Raw genomic sequence first — 15282 nt, forward strand, 5'->3', positions numbered from 1 at the left:
GGCTACTTGTACTGCTCGGGCAGCTGCTGCCCGATGCGGACCTGCGCCTTCGGCAGCCGCATGAACTTCATCTGCAGCGCGCGCGTGATCGCGTAGTAGGTCAGGCCCTTGGTGGACTGGTCGGGGAAGCGGCGCGCCAGCTCGCGGCGCAGCCGGAAGCGCAGCCAGATCATGTCGCCGACCACGGCGAGCACGGTGACGAGCAGCAGCGTGTTGCCCCAGGCGCGGAGCGTCGCGTTGCCGGAGTAGCCGAGCAGCATGGTCACCAGCAGCAGCGGGATGACCAGCTCGATGAGCGAGAAGCGGCAGTCGATGAAGTCGCGCACGAAGCGGCGGACGGGGCCGCGGTCCCGCGCGGGGTAGTAGCGCTCGTCGCCGTCCTTCATCGCCTGGCGGACCGTCTTGCTCGACTCCGACCGCTGCACGCGGGACGCCGCCGCCTGCTCCTTGCGGGTCCGCGGCACCTTGGCGCGCGCCTTCGCGGCGGCCTCGGCCTCCTTGCGGGTCGGCGTGGGCCGACCCTTGCCACCGACCTTGTCGGTGACGGCGGTGGAGGTGACGGTCTCGGACTTGTTGCGACGGAACACGCTTGACCTTCAGGTACGACGGGCGGGCACGACGGGGGAGCGGCCGACGTGGCCGCGTCCCCAGCCTACCGGCGCCGCCCGTTCCCCGATTGGGTCGCACCGCCTAGGGTTGGGGTCCAGACGTCGGACGTTCGGAGAGGGACCAGCTCGATGGGCTTGTGGCAGCGCTTCACCCTGATCTTCAAGTCGAAGGCCAGCAAGGCACTCGACCGCGCCGAGGACCCGCGCGAGACGCTCGACTACAGCTATCAGAAGCAGCTCGAACTCCTCTCGAAGGTACGCCGCGGGGTCGCGGACGTCGCGACCAGCCGCAAGCGGGTCGAGCTGCAGATCGGCCAGCTCGAGCAGCAGTCGGCCAAGCTCCAGGGTCAGGCCGAGAAGGCCATCACCATGGACCGCGAGGACCTCGCCCGCGAGGCGCTGACCCGCAAGTCCGGCCTCACCACGCAGATCGCCGACCTGCAGACCCAGCTCGCGCAGCTCCAGGGTGAGGAGGAGAAGCTGACGCTCGCCCAGCAGCGACTGCAGGCGAAGGTCGAGGCCTTCCGCACCCGCAAGGAGACGATCAAGGCGACGTACACCGCCGCCGAGGCGCAGACCCGGATCAACGAGGCGGTGTCGGGCATCGGCGACGAGCTCGGCGACGTCGGCCAGGCGATCCAGCGGGCCGAGGACAAGACCGCGCAGATGCAGGCCCGGGCCGGCGCGATCGACGAGCTGATCGCCTCCGGCGCGCTCGACGACGTGACCGCGACCGCCGGCGGCGACGACATCTCCCGCGAGCTCGAGGCGATGAGCTCCCAGGCCGACGTCGAGGCCGAGCTGGCCCGGCTCAAGGCCGGCTCGACCCCGCAGGCGATCGAGGCCGGCGAGGACGGCGGCGACCTCCTGGCGGCGGAGCCCCAGCAGGTGACGGAGAAGAAGGCCGAGGGCGACTCCGCCTGACGCACCGCTTGGGCCGCCCCGGAGAATGGGTTCATGGCACGTACGCGCTTCGTCGGTGACGCCGGGCTGACCGCCCGGATGACCACGGTCATCTTCCTGCTCGGCGCGCTCTTCGTCGGCATCATCGCGATCCTGATCGCGGTCATGCCCGTGGGCTGGGCACCGTTCATCGCGATCATCGGCCTCGGGATCGTCTGGTTCCAGTGGTACAACTCCGACACCGTCGCGATGAAGGCGATGCGCGCCCGCGAGGTCAGCCCGCAGGAGGCGCCCGAGCTGCACGGCATGATCGACCGGCTCTGCGCGCTCGCCGACATGCCGAAGCCGCGGGTCGGGATCGCCGACACCGACGTCCCCAACGCCTTCGCCACCGGCCGCTCGCCCCAGCGCTCGGTCGTCGTGGTCACCACGGGCATCCTGCGCCGGCTCGACGCCGAGGAGCTCGAAGGGGTCCTCGCCCACGAGCTCTCGCACGTCGCCCACCGCGACGTGCTCGTCATGACCGTCGCGTCCTCGGCCGGCATCGTCGCCGGGATGCTCAGCCGGGGCGCGCAGTACGGCGCGATCTTCGGCGGCAACCGCCGCGACAACAACGGCGGGCTCCCGGTGTGGCTGGTCGTGCTGGTGGTCAGCCTGGTCACCTACGCCGTCAGCTTCCTGCTCCTCAAGCTCCTCTCGCGCTACCGCGAGCTGTCGGCCGACCGGGCCGGCGCCTACCTGACGATGAAGCCCGAGGCGCTCGCCTCGGCGCTGCAGAAGATCACCGGCGAGATCAACACCATCCCCGAGCGCGACCTGCGCTCGTCGCAGGCGATGAACGCCTTCTTCATCGCCCCCGCCGTCCACGGCGTCTCGCTGAAGACCCTCACCTCGACCCACCCGACCCTCGAGCAGCGGCTGGAGCAGCTGGCGAAGATCCGCGCCGAGCTGAACCGGCCCGCCTAGGCCCCGCCTGATGGGTCTCTGGGACGTCATCACCGGGCGGAGCCGGCCCAAGCCCGCGCGCCTCGACTCGCTCTTCCTGGTCCCGAGCGCGGCGATCACCCTCGAGACGACGCTCGGGCTGACGCCGACCGGCACCGGGTCGGTCTGCTACCGCGCCGCGACCGGCGCCGCGTTCGCCCAGGTGCAGGCCGAGGTCGTCGAGCTGCTCAACGCCGACCCGGACGAGCCGGACGTCGAGATCCGGCAGGACGAGTTCGGCTTCACCTGGCTGGTCGTCCACGACGACCCGGAGGACGAGGCCGGCATCGGCGACCTGATGACCGACCTGCACGCCGTCAACGCCTCGCTCGAGGAGCACGGCTTCGGCCCGGGCCTGCTCTGCTCGCTGGTGCCGTTCGCCGGGGCGGACGGACGACCGGTCGGGCTCGTCTACCTCTACAAGCAGGGCACCTTCTACCCGTTCGCCCCGGCTGCCGGCGGGGACAGGCGGCGCGACAACCTGCTGGAGATCCAGCTGCGCGACACCCTGGCCGGCGAGCTGCCGATGGAGCAGGACCTGAGCCGCTGGCTGGCCGTCTGGGGCGCCCCCGGCCTCTGAGCCGGCTCGGATCGCGCCGTACCCGGTCGCCCGCGGCCCCGGGTGCTCCGACGAAACTCCCGCCCCACAGGTCGCCCACAGGAAGACCCCACCACCGGCACAGCCCGCCTCGCGAGGGTGTGCGGCGTGTGGAAAAGACTTCGCGGCCGGCGACGCGCCTGGCTCCTCATCCCGCTCGTGCTCGTGGTCGCCGCCGGCAGCGGCGTGTGGCTGCTGACCAAGGACGACTCGTCCGCGGCGGCCAGCAGCACGACGGAGACCGTCAGCAGCCAGACCATCCAGCAGACCGTGTCCGCGGACGGCACGATCGCCGCCCGGCGTACCGCCGACGACAGCTTCGCGGTCTCCGGCACCGTGACCCGGGTCGCGGTCGACGAGGGCGACACCGTCAAGAAGGGTGACGTGCTCGCGACCGTCGACCGGGAGGCGCTGGTCGCCACCCGGACCGCCGCGGCCAGCTCGCTCGACGCGGCGATCACCCAGCTCGACGACGACTACGACGACGACGCCAGCGACGTGCAGATCGCGGCCGACAAGGCCAACATCGTCTCCGCCCGCGCCACGCTCGCCGACGCCCGTGAGGCCGTCGACGACGCCACCCTGCGGGCGACCGTGTCCGGCACCGTCACCGACGTCGGGATCAAGAAGGGCGACAGCGTCGGCTCGTCGAGCTCGAGCTCCTCCAGCTCGTCCAGCACCGGCATGTCCGACTCCAGCAGCTCGAGCAGCACCACCGACACCAGCGGCACGATCAGCATCGTCTCGACCAGCTCCTTCGTCGTCGACGCGACCGTGGCCGCCGAGGACGCCGACCAGCTCAAGAAGGGCCTCCAGGCGGAGATCACCGCCACCGGTGTCGACGACACCGTCTACGGCACCGTCTCCGAGGTCGGCCTCGTCGCGCAGACCAACGACAGCGGCGCCGCGGTCTTCCCGGTCACCATCGAGGTGACCGGCAAGCAGAAGGACCTCTACGCCGGGGTCTCCGCGACCGCCTCGATCGTGGTCAAGCAGGTGGAGGACGTCCTCACCGTCCCGAGCCGCGCGCTCACCACCGAGGACGGCGCGACCTACGTGACGAAGGTCGTCGACGGCAAGGAGGTCAAGACCGCGGTCGAGACCGGCGAGGCCTACGGCATGTCGACCGAGGTCACGAAGGGCCTGGAGGAGGGCGACACGGTCGTCATCCCGGGCTTCACCATGCCGACCGGCAGCGGCAGCACCGGCGAGCAGCAGCAGGAGGGCTTCCCCGGCGGCGGCCAGATGCCGGACGTCAGCCAGATGGGCGGGGGCGGTCAGATGCCGGGTGGTGGCCAGTGACGAGCGAGCCCATCATCGAGCTCACCGCGATCCGCAAGACCTACCGCAGCGGCACCATCGAGTTCGAGGCGCTGCGCGGCATCGACACCGACATCGCCGAGGGCGAGTACGTCGCCGTCATCGGCCCCTCGGGCTCCGGCAAGTCGACGCTGATGAACATCCTCGGCTGTCTCGACAACCCGACCGAGGGCCACTACCTCCTGGCCGGCGAGGACGTCTCCCAGATGACCGAGACCCAGCTCGCCGAGGTCCGCAACAAGCGGATCGGCTTCGTCTTCCAGCAGTTCAACCTGCTGGCCAGCCTCTCCGCCTGGCGCAACGTCGAGCTGCCGCTCATCTACGCCGGGGTCCCGCGGGCCGACCGCAGGGCCAGGGCCGTCCGCGCCCTGGAGCGGGTGGGCCTGGGGGACCGGGTGGACAACCGTCCCGGCGAGCTGTCCGGTGGTCAGCAGCAGCGCGTGGCCGTGGCCCGCGCGCTGGTGACCGAGCCGGCGATGATCCTGGCCGACGAGCCGACCGGCAACCTGGACTCCCGCTCGACCGCGGACGTCCTCGGGCTCCTCGACGAGCTCCACGCGAGCGGTCGCACCATCGTGCTGATCACGCACGAGCACGAGGTCGCCGAACGCGCCCAGCGCAACCTCGTCATCGCGGACGGCGAGATCACCTCCGACGTGCCGACCGCCCGTGCCGGGGTGATCGTGTGAACTGGCTCGAGACCGTCCGCGCCGGCGCAGAGGCGGTCCGTGCGCACCGGATGCGCTCCATCCTCACCATGCTCGGCATCGTCATCGGCATCGCCTCCGTCATCCTCACCGTCGGCTTCGGTCAGGGAGCGCAGAAGGAGGTCAAGGACGAGATCGACGCCCTCGGCAGCAACCTGCTCATCGTGTCGCCGGGCAGCACCACCGACTCCTCCGGCGTCCGTGGCGGCTTCGGCTCGGCCACCACACTGACCCTCGACGACGCCTCCGCGATCGGTGAGGACAGCGTCGTGCCCGACGCCGAGAAGGTCGCCGCCACCACGAGCACCAACGCGGCGGTGGCGGCGGGTGAGACCAACTGGACGACCTCGGTCGTCGGGACGACGCCCAGCTGGCTCGACGTGCGCACCCGCACCCTCGAGGCCGGCCGGTTCTTCACCGCCGAGGAGCTGGCGAAGGGCGCCGACGTCGTCGTGCTCGGCCCGGACACCGCCAGCGAGCTCTTCACCGGGCCGACCGCGGCCAACCCGGTCGGCCAGACCGTCAGCATCGGCGGCCGCCAGCTCACCGTGATCGGGGTCCTCGACTCCAGCGGCGCCTCCTCGACGGGTACGTCGGAGGACGACCAGGCCGTGGTCCCGATCAGCACCGCGAAGTCGCTCACCGGCTCGACCGACAACGCCGTCTCGACGATCTACGTCGAGGCCACCTCGGCGGACACGCTGAGCGCGGCGTACCAGGAGGTCCAGAGCCTGCTCCTGACCCGGCACGGCGTGGCCGCGAGCGACGCGGACTTCAGCATCTCCACGCAGGACTCGCTGGTGGAGACGGCCAACTCGACCAACGAGACCCTCACCGTGCTGCTCACCGGTGTCGCGGCGATCTCCCTGCTCGTCGGCGGCGTCGGCGTCATGAACATCATGCTCGTCTCCGTCACCGAGCGGATCCGCGAGATCGGCCTGCGCAAGGCGCTCGGCGCGACGCCGAGCGTGATCGGGCGGCAGTTCCTCGTGGAGGCCTCGATGCTGGGGCTGGCCGGCGGCATCGCCGGTGTGCTGATCGGCGTCGTCGGCTCGTGGGTGCTGCCCTCGATCATCGACCAGCCGGTCACCCTCTCGGCCTTCGCGACCGGGGCCGCCCTGGCCACCTCCCTCGCCCTCGGCGTCGGGTTCGGCGTGTACCCCGCCAGCCGTGCCGCCCGCCTGACCCCCATCGACGCTCTGCGGAGCGAGTGAAAGGAACCTCGATGAACCTCTCCCGCGTCACCCTCGCGACCGCCTCCTCGGTGCTGCTGCTGGCCTCGCTGGCCGCCTGCGGCGGCTCCTCCGACGACTCCTCGACCGCGAGTGACCAGAGCACGGCCCAGGCCGGGCAGCAGCAGGGCGCCGGTGCTGGCGGCTTCCCGGGCGCCTCGGGCCTGGTCGCCGCGGTCAGCGGCAAGACCGCCCAGGTGCAGAACGCCCAGTCCGGCCAGGTCGCGGTCTCCTGGACCTCCGACACGACCTTCACCCAGCAGGTCGACGCCACGCTCTCCGACGTCAAGGTCGGCTCGTGCGTGATGGTCACCAGCGCCGACGACAGCGGCTCGGACTCCACCGAGCAGGCCACCGAGGTCACCGCGGCCAGCGTGCGCATCGTCGCCGCGAGCGACGACGGCAGCTGCAGCACCGGGTTCGGCGGCGGAGGCGGCGGCATGCCGGGCGGCGGCGAGATGCCGTCGGGGGCGCCCAGCGACATGCCGACCGACATGCCCTCGGACATGCCGACCGACATGGCGCAGGGCGGTCGCGGCGGCTTCGGCGGCGGCACCTTCGGCGAGGTCACCGCGGTGAGCGGCGACGGGTTCACCGTCTCGGCGACGACGCCGGCCATGGGCGACGCCTCGGCCTCGGCCGACCCGGTCGACGTGGCCGTCACGGTCACCGGCGACACGACGTACACGACCACCGGCGACGCCACGGCCTCCGCGGTGAAGACGGGCGTGTGCGTGACCGCTCAGGGCGACACCGACGACACCGGGGCGCTGACCGCGACCTCGATCAGCGTGACCAAGGCGGTCGACGGTGCGTGCACCGGCGGCTTCGGCGGCGGCGCTCCCGGGGCCGCGTCGTGAACATCTCCCGCATGCGTCGTCCGGGCCGACGCGCCCGCCGCGTGATCGCGGGCGGCGTCGTGGTCGCGGTGGTCGGCGTCGGCTACGCGGCCTACGCCGCCAACGCGGACGCACCGTCCTACCGCACCACGTCGGCGACCACCGGCGACGTCGAGCAGACCCTCGACGTGTCCGGCAGCGTCGAGCCCGCGGGCCGTGCCGACCTCGCGTTCGCGACCTCCGGCACGATCGAGTCGATCACCGTCAAGGCCGGCCAGACGGTCAAGGCGGGGGAGGTGCTCGGCGAGCTCGACGACACCAGCCTGCGCAAGACGCTCCAGCAGGCGCGGGCCACGCTCGCCTCGGCCCGCGCCCAGCTCGAGTCCGACGAGGACGCCCAGGCCGACACCGTGAGCTCGGCCAGCTCCAGCTCCAGCACCGGCTCGAGCTCCGGTGGCGGTACGACGACCCCGTCGACCGGCGGGCAGTCCACCCCGACCGACACGGCCACGGACACCCCGACGGACACCCCGACGGACGACCCGACCACGCCGACCGACGACGGGGGACTGTCGGACGCCCTGGCCGAGCTGGCCGCCGAGCAGCAGGCGGTGGTCGACGCCCAGAGCACCGTGAGCGCCTCGCTCACCGCCGCCCAGGACGCTCTCGCCGCCCAGCAGACCGCCTGCACCGACGCGTTCTCGACCGACCCGGGCGACCCGTCCGACGACCCCACCACGGACCCGACCGACGGTGCCACCACCGACCCGGGCACCGGGACCGGCGACGACGCGACCAACCAGGCGTGCAGCGACGCGCTGACCGCCGTCCAGACGGCCCAGCAGCAGGTCTCGACCGACCAGGACGCGCTGCAGACCGCGCTCGAGGACCTCTCGGGCACCCTCACCGACGCGATCACCGCGCTCCAGCAGAGCGGTCAGTCGGGCGGCTCCGACAGCTCGGGCGGCTCCGACGGCTCGGGCGGCTCGGGCGGGTCGGACACCTCGACCGGCGGCCAGGGGAGCCAGCAGCAGTCGTCCGGGTCGGGCAGCAGTGGCTCGTCGCCGGCGTCCTCCGGGTCCGGATCGGCCTCGGCAGCGTCGTCCTCCTCGTCGGCGTCCTCGGCGTCCTCGGCGTCCTCGTCGTCGTCGATGAGCGGCTCGACCACGGTCAGCGCCGCGACCCTGGCCCAGGACCAGGCGGCGATCGACCAGGCGCGCGCCGACGTCATCACCGCGAAGGAGGCGCTGCGCACCGCGACGGTGACGGCGCCGTTCGCCGGCAAGGTGGTGTCCGTCGACGCCGCCGAGGGCGACTCCGTCTCGTCCGGCACCGAGGTCTTCATCGTGGTCGCGCCGGGCACCACCACGGTCCAGGTCGACGCCAGCAGCAGCGAGGTGCAGCAGCTGGAGGTCGGCCAGACCGCGACCGCGACGCCGGCCGGGTCGGACCAGGAGCTGGTGGGGACCGTGACGCAGATCAGCACGGTGCCCGACGACTCCTCGACGTACCCGGTCACCATCACCCTGAAGAAGAAGGACCTCGACATCGCGACGGGTCTCAACGCCTCCGTCTCGATCGTCACCGGTACGGCGACGGACGTCGTGACGGTGCCGGCCTCGGCGGTGAGCGACGGGGTGGTCATGGTGGTCGGCGACGACGGCGAGGCGACCCGCACCCGGGTCACCACCGGCGTCGTCGGTGCCACCACGGTCGAGGTCACCGATGGGCTCGAGGCCGGCGACGAGGTCGTGCTCGCGGACCTCAAGGAGGCGCTGCCGACCACCGACGACAGCAGCACCAACCAGGGCGGGTTCGGCGGCGGCGGCTTCAGCGGCGGTGGCGGCGGCTTCCCCAGCGGGGGCAGCGGGTTCAGCCCGCCCTCCGGAGGGGGTGGCTTCCCGGGCTGATGACCGCGGGGTGGCGGCCGTGGCAGAATTTCGGACGTGACGACTCTCATGGGGGACGAGTCGCGGGTCGCCCAGATCGACAAGTACCGCGTCCTCGTCGAGCCGCCTCGGGCGGACCTGCTCGCCCTCGTCGACGTGGCTGCCCAGGTGGCGCAGGTGCCGATGGCGACGATCAACCTGATCACCGACACCGAGCAGCACCAGATCGCCACCCACGGCTTCGACGCCTCCGTGTGCAGTCGCGAGGACTCCATGTGCGCCCTCGTCCTGCACGCGGGGGCGCCGGTCATCGTCCCCGACGCGACCCAGGACCCGCGCTTCGCCGACAACCCGTTCGTGACCGGCGTGATCGGCAACGTCCGCTTCTACGCCACCCACCAGCTGGTCACCCCGGAGGGCGTCGTGATCGGCACGCTGTGCGTCTTCGACGAGGTGCCGCGCACGCTGACCGACGAGCAGGAGCAGGCGCTGGTCTCGCTGGCGGCCCGGGTCGTCGACCTCCTCGAGCTCGAGCTGCGCACCCGTGAGCTCAAGCGCTCCAACGAGGCGCTGGCGGCGTTCGCCGGCCAGGTCAGCCACGACCTGCGCAACCCGCTGACCGCGGTCTCGATGTCGCTGAAGATGATGGACGAGGAGATCGACGGCGACGAGGACCTCGCGTTCCTCCTCAAGCGGGCGATCGGCGGCGCCGACCGGATGCAGAGCCTCATCGACGACCTGCTCAAGTTCGCCCGCGTCGGCGGCGAGCTCCAGCGCGGGCCGGTCGACTTCGCCGCCGTCGTCCGTGACGCGCTCGAGGACCTCGCGGTCCCGTTGTCCGACGCCACCGTGATGGTCGGCGACCTGCCGACCATCCTCGGTGACGCGGTCCAGCTCCGCGCCGTGGTGCAGAACCTCGTCGCCAACGCCGCCAAGTTCACCCGCGCCGGCGCCCCGCCCCACATCGAGATCGACAGCTCCCGCACGGGCGAGCGCTGGCGGATCGTCATCTGCGACCGCGGTCCCGGCATCCCCGAGGACCAGCGCGAGCGGGTGTTCCTGCCGCTGGCGCGCATCGACGAGGAGGTCGAGGGGTCCGGCATCGGGCTGTCGACCTGCCGCCGGATCATCGAGGCGCACGGCGGCCGGATCGGCCTCGCGGACGCGCCGTACGGCGGCACCTGCGCCTGGTTCGAGCTGCCCGAGGGCTGACCTGGCAGGAACTGATCGCCGGGTCGGCGTGCAGCTGCTGCCGGGTCAGTCCTTGGCGGTCCTGCCGGGCAGGGCGAGCATCCGCTCGAGCGCGAGCAGCGCCCACCGCTCGGTGTCGGGGTCGACCTCGATCCGGTTGACGACCGTGCCCGCGACCAGCGACTCCATCGCCCACACGAAGTGGGGAAGGTCGATGCGGTTCATCGTCGAGCAGTAGCAGACGGTCTTGTCGAGGAAGACGATCCGCTTGTCGGGGTGGGCCGCCGCGAGCCGCTTCACGAGGTTGAGCTCGGTGCCGATCGCCCAGGCCGAGCCCGCCGGCGCGGCCTCGATCGTCTTGATGATGAACTCCGTCGACCCGACCAGGTCGGCCTTGAGCACGACCTCGTGGCGGCACTCGGGGTGCACCAGGATGTTGATGTCGGGGATCTCCGCGCGCAGCGCGTCGACGACCTCGGGGGAGAAGCGCCCGTGGACCGAGCAGTGGCCCTTCCAGAGGATCATCTTCGCGTCGCGCAGCTGCTCGTCGGTCAGGCCGCCGTGCGGGCGGTGCGGGTCCCAGACCACGCAGTCGTCGAGCGAGTAGCCCATCTGCAGCACCGCGGTGTTGCGCCCGAGGTGCTGGTCGGGGAGGAAGAGGACCTTGGTGTCCGGTCCGTGCTGCTCGAACGCCCAGGTCAGCGCGGTCTCGGCGTTGCTGGAGGTGCACACGACGCCGCCGTTGCGGCCGCAGAACGCCTTGATGTCGGCCGAGGAGTTCATGTAGGTCACCGGGACGACCGACGCGGCGATCCCGGCCTCGGCCATCGCCTCCCACGCCATCTCGACCTGGGTGAGCCGGGCCATGTCGGCCATCGAGCAGCCGGCCGCGAGGTCGGGCAGGATCACCTGCTGGTCGGGGCCGGTGAGGATGTCGGCCGACTCGGCCATGAAGTGCACGCCGCAGAAGACGATGTACTCGGCCTCCGGCCGGGCCGCCGCGTCGCGCGCGAGCTTGAAGGAGTCGCCGGTGACGTCGGCGAACTGGATGACCTCGTCGCGCTGGTAGTGGTGACCGAGCACGAACACCTTGTCGCCGAGCGCGGCCTTCGCCGCCTGCGCCCGGGCCACCAGGTCCGGGTCGGATGCGGCGGGCAGGTCGCCCGGGCACTCGACGCCGCGCTCGCTGGAGAGGTCGGTGCCGCGGCCGAGCGGCAGCAGCGGGAGGTCGACGGTCGTCATGGCGTCCATCCTATTTGCTCGGTGTGGGGCGGCTCAGAGCAGTGCACCGTTGTGAACGTACGGCGCGGGCGGCTTCATCCCGCGCAGCGCGAGGTAGCCCTCCTGGTGCAGCCGGAGACCGGCCGCCAGCCCCACGTCGACGGCCCACTGGTTGGCGCCCGTCACGTGCGGCACGGCCGCGCGGTCGGGCGCCTCGGCGAGGGCCGCCCACAGCAGCCGGGTCGCCGTACGCCGGTTCGTCGCGGCGAGCAGTGCGACGCGGCCGCGCTCGTCGAGGTAGGTGTAGCCCGACCCGGTGGTCGTGTCGGAGACCAGCAGCCGCCACGAGGCCCCCATCAGCTCGTGGTCGACACCGTGCGCGGCGCCGCGGGTGGCCCGGTCGAGGGAGTCGAGCAGGTCGCGGTCGGCGGCCGAGCCGTCGCGGACCTTCTCGACGACCGGCAGCACGGCCCGGTCCACGGTGCCCGTGAGGAACATCTGCGGGTGCAGGTCGAAGCCTGCGCGGCGGTAGACGCGCGCCGCGGTGGGGTCGGACGACGAGGACAGCATGCCGCGGCTGCAGCCGCGGGAGTGCTCGAGCGCCGCGGCCAGCAGCGGCGCGCCGATGCCCTGGCCCTGGCGACCCGGCAGCACGGCGTACGTCGCCAGGCACCACATCGACTCGCGGCGCAGCGAGCTGGCCATGCCGACCAGGCCGGTCTCGTCCTCGGCGACCCAGCAGCCGCCCGGGTCGTGCTCGACGAGGTGGCGGGTCCGGCCGATCCACGAGGCCCGGTGCCGCTCGGAGCGGTGCTCGGGCTCGGGGTCGCTCGCGCGGCGCAGCCGCACGTCGAGCTCGTAGAACGCCGCGTCGCTGACCCGCTCCGCGCCCGGCACGTCGTCGGGGGTCATCGGCCGGATCAGCAGGTCGGTCACGCCGCCACCGTAGGGGTCGCGCCAGAATGCGCGCATGCGAGTTCTGGTGGCGCCCGACAAGTTCGCCGGCACCCTCACCGCGGTCGAGGCCGCCCAGGCGATCGCGTCGGGGTGGGCCCGCCGCGCGCCGGCCGACGAGCTCGACCTCGCTCCGATGTCGGACGGCGGGCCGGGCTTCGTCGACGTCCTCCACGCCGCGCTCGGCGGCGAGCTGCTGGCGGTGACCGTCCGCGGCCCGCACGGCGAGCCGACCCCCGGCAGCGTGCTGCTGGTCGGGACGACGGCGTACGTCGAGTCGGCCCAGGCGTGCGGCCTGCACCTCACCGGCGCCGAGGGCGCCGAGACGGCGTCGTCGTACGGCGTGGGGGAGCTGGTGCGGTCGGCTGTCGAGGCCGGCGCCACCCGCGTGGTGGTCGGGCTGGGCGGCAGCGGCACCAACGACGGCGGCGCCGGGCTGCTGGCCGCCCTCGGGGCGACCGCCGACCGCCCGCTCGACGCGGGGCCCCTCGCGCTGGAGGGCGTCTCGTCGGTCGCGCTTCCGGCGGTGGGCGTCGAGCTGGTCGCCGCCTCCGACGTCGACAACCCGCTGACCGGGCTGTTCGGGGCCACCAAGGTCTTCGGGCCCCAGAAGGGGGTCGCCGAGGACCGGCTGCCCGAGCTCGACGGCCGGCTCGAGGAGCTCGCCGCCGCGACCGACCGGCGGACCGCCCTGGAGAAGGGCGCGGGCGCCGCCGGTGGGCTCGGCTTCGCGCTGCTGCTCCTCGGCGCCACCCGCGAACCCGGGATCGGCCTGGTCGCCGCCGCCGTCGGGCTGGCCGACCGGGCCCGCGCCGCCGACCTGGTGCTCACCGGCGAGGGTGCCTTCGACTTCTCCAGCCGCTCCGGCAAGGTGCCGTACGGCGTGGCCGAGATCGCGGCCGAGGCGGTCCGCCCCTGCGTCGCGCTGGCGGGGCAGGTCCTGGTCGGCTCGCGGGAGATGCGGGCGCTCGGCGTGGAGTCGGCGTACTCCCTGGTCGACCTGGTGGGGGAGGACCGCGCGTTCGCCGACCCGGCCGGGTCGCTCGCGGACCTCGCGGAGCGCGTCGCCCGCAGCTGGTCCCGGGAATAACCGCCCGTGTGCGACCATTGGAGCCAGTAACAGACCTCCGTCGACCTTGGGAGAACGCACATGACCGAGCAGGTCGAGACCACCACCGAGCGCCGTACCGACTCGATCAACCTGAGCTCCGTGGCCGCCTCGAAGGTGAAGAGCCTCCTCGAGCAGGAGGGCCGCGACGACCTGTCGCTGCGCATCTCCGTGCAGCCGGGCGGTTGCTCCGGCCTCCGCTACCAGCTCTTCTTCGACGAGCGCAGCCTCGACGGTGACGTCGTCACCGACTTCGACGGCGTGTCCGTCGTCGTCGACCGGATGAGCGTCCCCTACCTCAACGGCGCGATGATCGACTTCGTGGACTCGATCGAGAAGCAGGGCTTCACGATCGACAACCCCAACGCCACCGGCTCCTGCGCCTGCGGCGACAGCTTCCACTGAGCTGACCCAGAGCTGAACGTCGAAGGCCCCGCTCCGGCTTGCCGGAGCGGGGCCTTCGTGCGTTCAGGTCACTCCCCGTAGATGGCCTGGGCCAGGCGGGCGGCGGCCTCGGGGACCTGGATGTCCCGCTTGGTCTGCTCGGCCGAGAGGTGGCGGGCGGCCGCGCTGAGCGGCCGGGTCAGGGCGGCCTGGACGGCGAGGCAGTCCGCGCCCATCTCGGCCGGGGTCGAGATCTCGTCGTACGCGAGGCGCTGGCCGGGGTGCGTGGAGGTCATGTCACGACGCTAGGGGCTACTCGAAGGTAGTCCTACGGGTACCGATCGGTAGTCTTCCGTGTCGTGTCTCTGCTGATCGCCGGCTCCATCGCCACCGACCACCTGATGAGCTTCCAGGGCAAGTTCCGCGACTCCCTCGTGGTCGAGCAGCTGGACAAGATCTCGCTGTCCTTCCTCGTCGACGACCTGGAGATCCGGCGCGGCGGCGTCGCGGCCAACATGTGCTTCGGCCTCGGCCAGCTCGGGCTGCGGCCGGTGCTGGTCGGCGCGGCCGGTGAGGACTTCGCCGACTACCGCTCCTGGCTGGAGCGGCACGGCGTCAACTGCTCGCACGTGCGGATCTCCGAGACCCGCCACACCGCGCGCTTCGTGTGCACCACCGACCCGACCGGTGCGCAGATCGCCTCGTTCTACCCCGGCGCGATGAGCGAGGCCCGGCTGATCGAGCTCGGCCCGGTCGTCGCCCGCGTGGGCGAGCCGGAGTACGTCCTCATCGGTGCCGACGACCCCGACGGCATGCTCCGGCACACCGAGGAGTGCCGTCAGCGCGGCTACGCCTTCATCGCCGACCCGAGCCAGCAGCTGGCCTTCAGCGACGGGGAGCTGATCCGCGACCTCATCGACGGTGCCGCGATCCTCTTCTCGAACGAGTACGAGTCGCACATGATCGAGCAGAAGACCGGCTGGACGGCCGACGAGGTCCTCGACCGGGTCGGCGTGCAGGTCACCACCCTCGGCAAGGACGGCGTCCGGGTGCAGCGGCGCGGCGAGGAGCCGATCGTGCTCCCCGCCGCCAAGGACGTCTCCGCGGTCGAGCCCACCGGCGTGGGCGACGCCTTCCGCTCCGGCTTCCTGGCCGCGCTGGCCTGGGGTCTCGAGCACGAGCGGGCCGCGCAGGTCGGGTGCGTCCTCGCGGCGTACGTCGTCGAGACGGTCGGCACCCAGGAGTACACCTTCACCCCGGCGCAGTTCCTCGCGCGCCTCGAGCACTCGTACGGCGCGGACGCGGCCGCCGACGTGCAGCCGCACCTCAAGTCGCTCGGCTGAC

At 72.3% G+C, this 15282-nt stretch carries 16 protein-coding genes; 12 read left to right on the top strand and 4 right to left on the bottom strand.

All coding sequences use genetic code 11. The features are described 5' to 3' along the window. Nucleotides 1–2 precede the first annotated feature (2 nt). Entirely contained in the window at nt 3–587 is a 585-nt protein-coding gene (locus K8U61_RS01035) for a DUF3043 domain-containing protein (RefSeq protein WP_224121101.1), read from the bottom strand. A gap of 150 nt (nt 588–737) precedes the next feature. On the opposite strand from K8U61_RS01035, the gene K8U61_RS01040 reads away from it, so the two are divergent. The 9 genes from K8U61_RS01040 to K8U61_RS01080 all read left to right on the top strand — a co-directional run bounded on the left by K8U61_RS01040 (nt 738) and on the right by K8U61_RS01080 (nt 10292). Then, nucleotides 738–1532, top strand: a complete 795-nt coding sequence (locus tag K8U61_RS01040) for a PspA/IM30 family protein (protein ID WP_224121102.1) — start codon at nt 738–740, stop codon at nt 1530–1532. 33 nt (nt 1533–1565) lie between these two features. Next, nucleotides 1566–2477: a zinc metalloprotease HtpX gene (htpX, locus tag K8U61_RS01045; protein ID WP_224121103.1), complete on the top strand. Its 912-nt coding sequence runs from the start codon at nt 1566–1568 to the stop codon at nt 2475–2477. A 10-nt stretch (nt 2478–2487) separates the two neighbouring features. Then, complete coding sequence (pspAB, locus tag K8U61_RS01050) at nt 2488–3075, top strand: PspA-associated protein PspAB (protein WP_224121104.1); 588 nt, start codon at nt 2488–2490, stop codon at nt 3073–3075. Nucleotides 3076–3201: 126 nt separating this feature from the next. Further along, the gene (locus K8U61_RS01055; RefSeq protein WP_224121105.1) at nt 3202–4395 is read left to right on the top strand and encodes an efflux RND transporter periplasmic adaptor subunit; all 1194 of its coding nucleotides are present in this window, start codon (nt 3202–3204) and stop codon (nt 4393–4395) included. Next, nucleotides 4392–5102, top strand: a complete 711-nt coding sequence (locus K8U61_RS01060) for an ABC transporter ATP-binding protein (protein ID WP_308043074.1) — start codon at nt 4392–4394, stop codon at nt 5100–5102. The genes K8U61_RS01055 and K8U61_RS01060 overlap by 4 nt, the downstream gene beginning before the upstream one ends. Next, a complete protein-coding gene (locus tag K8U61_RS01065; protein WP_224121106.1) occupies nt 5099–6334 on the top strand; it encodes an ABC transporter permease in 1236 nt (411 codons plus the stop codon). The genes K8U61_RS01060 and K8U61_RS01065 overlap by 4 nt, the downstream gene beginning before the upstream one ends. An 11-nt stretch (nt 6335–6345) precedes the next feature. Then, nucleotides 6346–7212 carry a DUF5666 domain-containing protein gene (locus tag K8U61_RS01070; protein WP_224121107.1) on the top strand — a complete coding sequence of 289 codons (867 nt, stop codon included), beginning with the start codon at nt 6346–6348 and terminating at the stop codon, nt 7210–7212. Nucleotides 7213–7223: 11 nt separating this feature from the next. Beyond that, nucleotides 7224–9101, top strand: a complete 1878-nt coding sequence (locus K8U61_RS01075) for an efflux RND transporter periplasmic adaptor subunit (RefSeq protein ID WP_224121108.1) — start codon at nt 7224–7226, stop codon at nt 9099–9101. A gap of 36 nt (nt 9102–9137) precedes the next feature. Next, entirely contained in the window at nt 9138–10292 is a 1155-nt protein-coding gene (locus K8U61_RS01080) for a sensor histidine kinase (RefSeq protein WP_224121109.1), read from the top strand. A gap of 45 nt (nt 10293–10337) precedes the next feature. Here K8U61_RS01080 and nadA read toward each other — a convergent pair whose 3' ends face one another. Next, nucleotides 10338–11513: a quinolinate synthase NadA gene (gene nadA, locus K8U61_RS01085; RefSeq protein WP_263426474.1), complete on the bottom strand. Its 1176-nt coding sequence runs from the start codon at nt 11511–11513 to the stop codon at nt 10338–10340. 33 nt (nt 11514–11546) lie between these two features. After that, entirely contained in the window at nt 11547–12428 is an 882-nt protein-coding gene (locus tag K8U61_RS01090; RefSeq protein WP_224121111.1) for a GNAT family N-acetyltransferase, read from the bottom strand. Nucleotides 12429–12462: 34 nt separating this feature from the next. Here K8U61_RS01090 and K8U61_RS01095 point away from each other — a divergent pair, with 34 nt between their 5' ends. Both K8U61_RS01095 and erpA read left to right on the top strand, forming a co-directional pair. Further along, nucleotides 12463–13536, top strand: a complete 1074-nt coding sequence (locus K8U61_RS01095) for a glycerate kinase family protein (protein WP_224121112.1) — start codon at nt 12463–12465, stop codon at nt 13534–13536. Between the two features lie 60 nt (nt 13537–13596). Further along, nucleotides 13597–13959, top strand: a complete 363-nt coding sequence (gene erpA, locus K8U61_RS01100) for an iron-sulfur cluster insertion protein ErpA (protein ID WP_224121113.1) — start codon at nt 13597–13599, stop codon at nt 13957–13959. A 68-nt stretch (nt 13960–14027) separates the two neighbouring features. Here the strand turns inward: erpA and K8U61_RS01105 are convergent, their stop codons facing one another. Beyond that, complete coding sequence (locus K8U61_RS01105) at nt 14028–14234, bottom strand: hypothetical protein (RefSeq protein ID WP_224121114.1); 207 nt, start codon at nt 14232–14234, stop codon at nt 14028–14030. Nucleotides 14235–14297: 63 nt separating this feature from the next. Between K8U61_RS01105 and K8U61_RS01110 the strand changes: the two genes are divergently transcribed. Next, nucleotides 14298–15281, top strand: coding sequence for a carbohydrate kinase family protein (locus K8U61_RS01110; protein WP_224121115.1), 984 nt, complete (start codon nt 14298–14300; stop codon nt 15279–15281). Nucleotide 15282: the final 1 nt, after the last annotated feature.

Origin of the sequence: Nocardioides mangrovi (assembly GCF_020073815.1) — a bacterium.
Lineage (GTDB): Bacteria > Actinomycetota > Actinomycetes > Propionibacteriales > Nocardioidaceae > Nocardioides > Nocardioides mangrovi.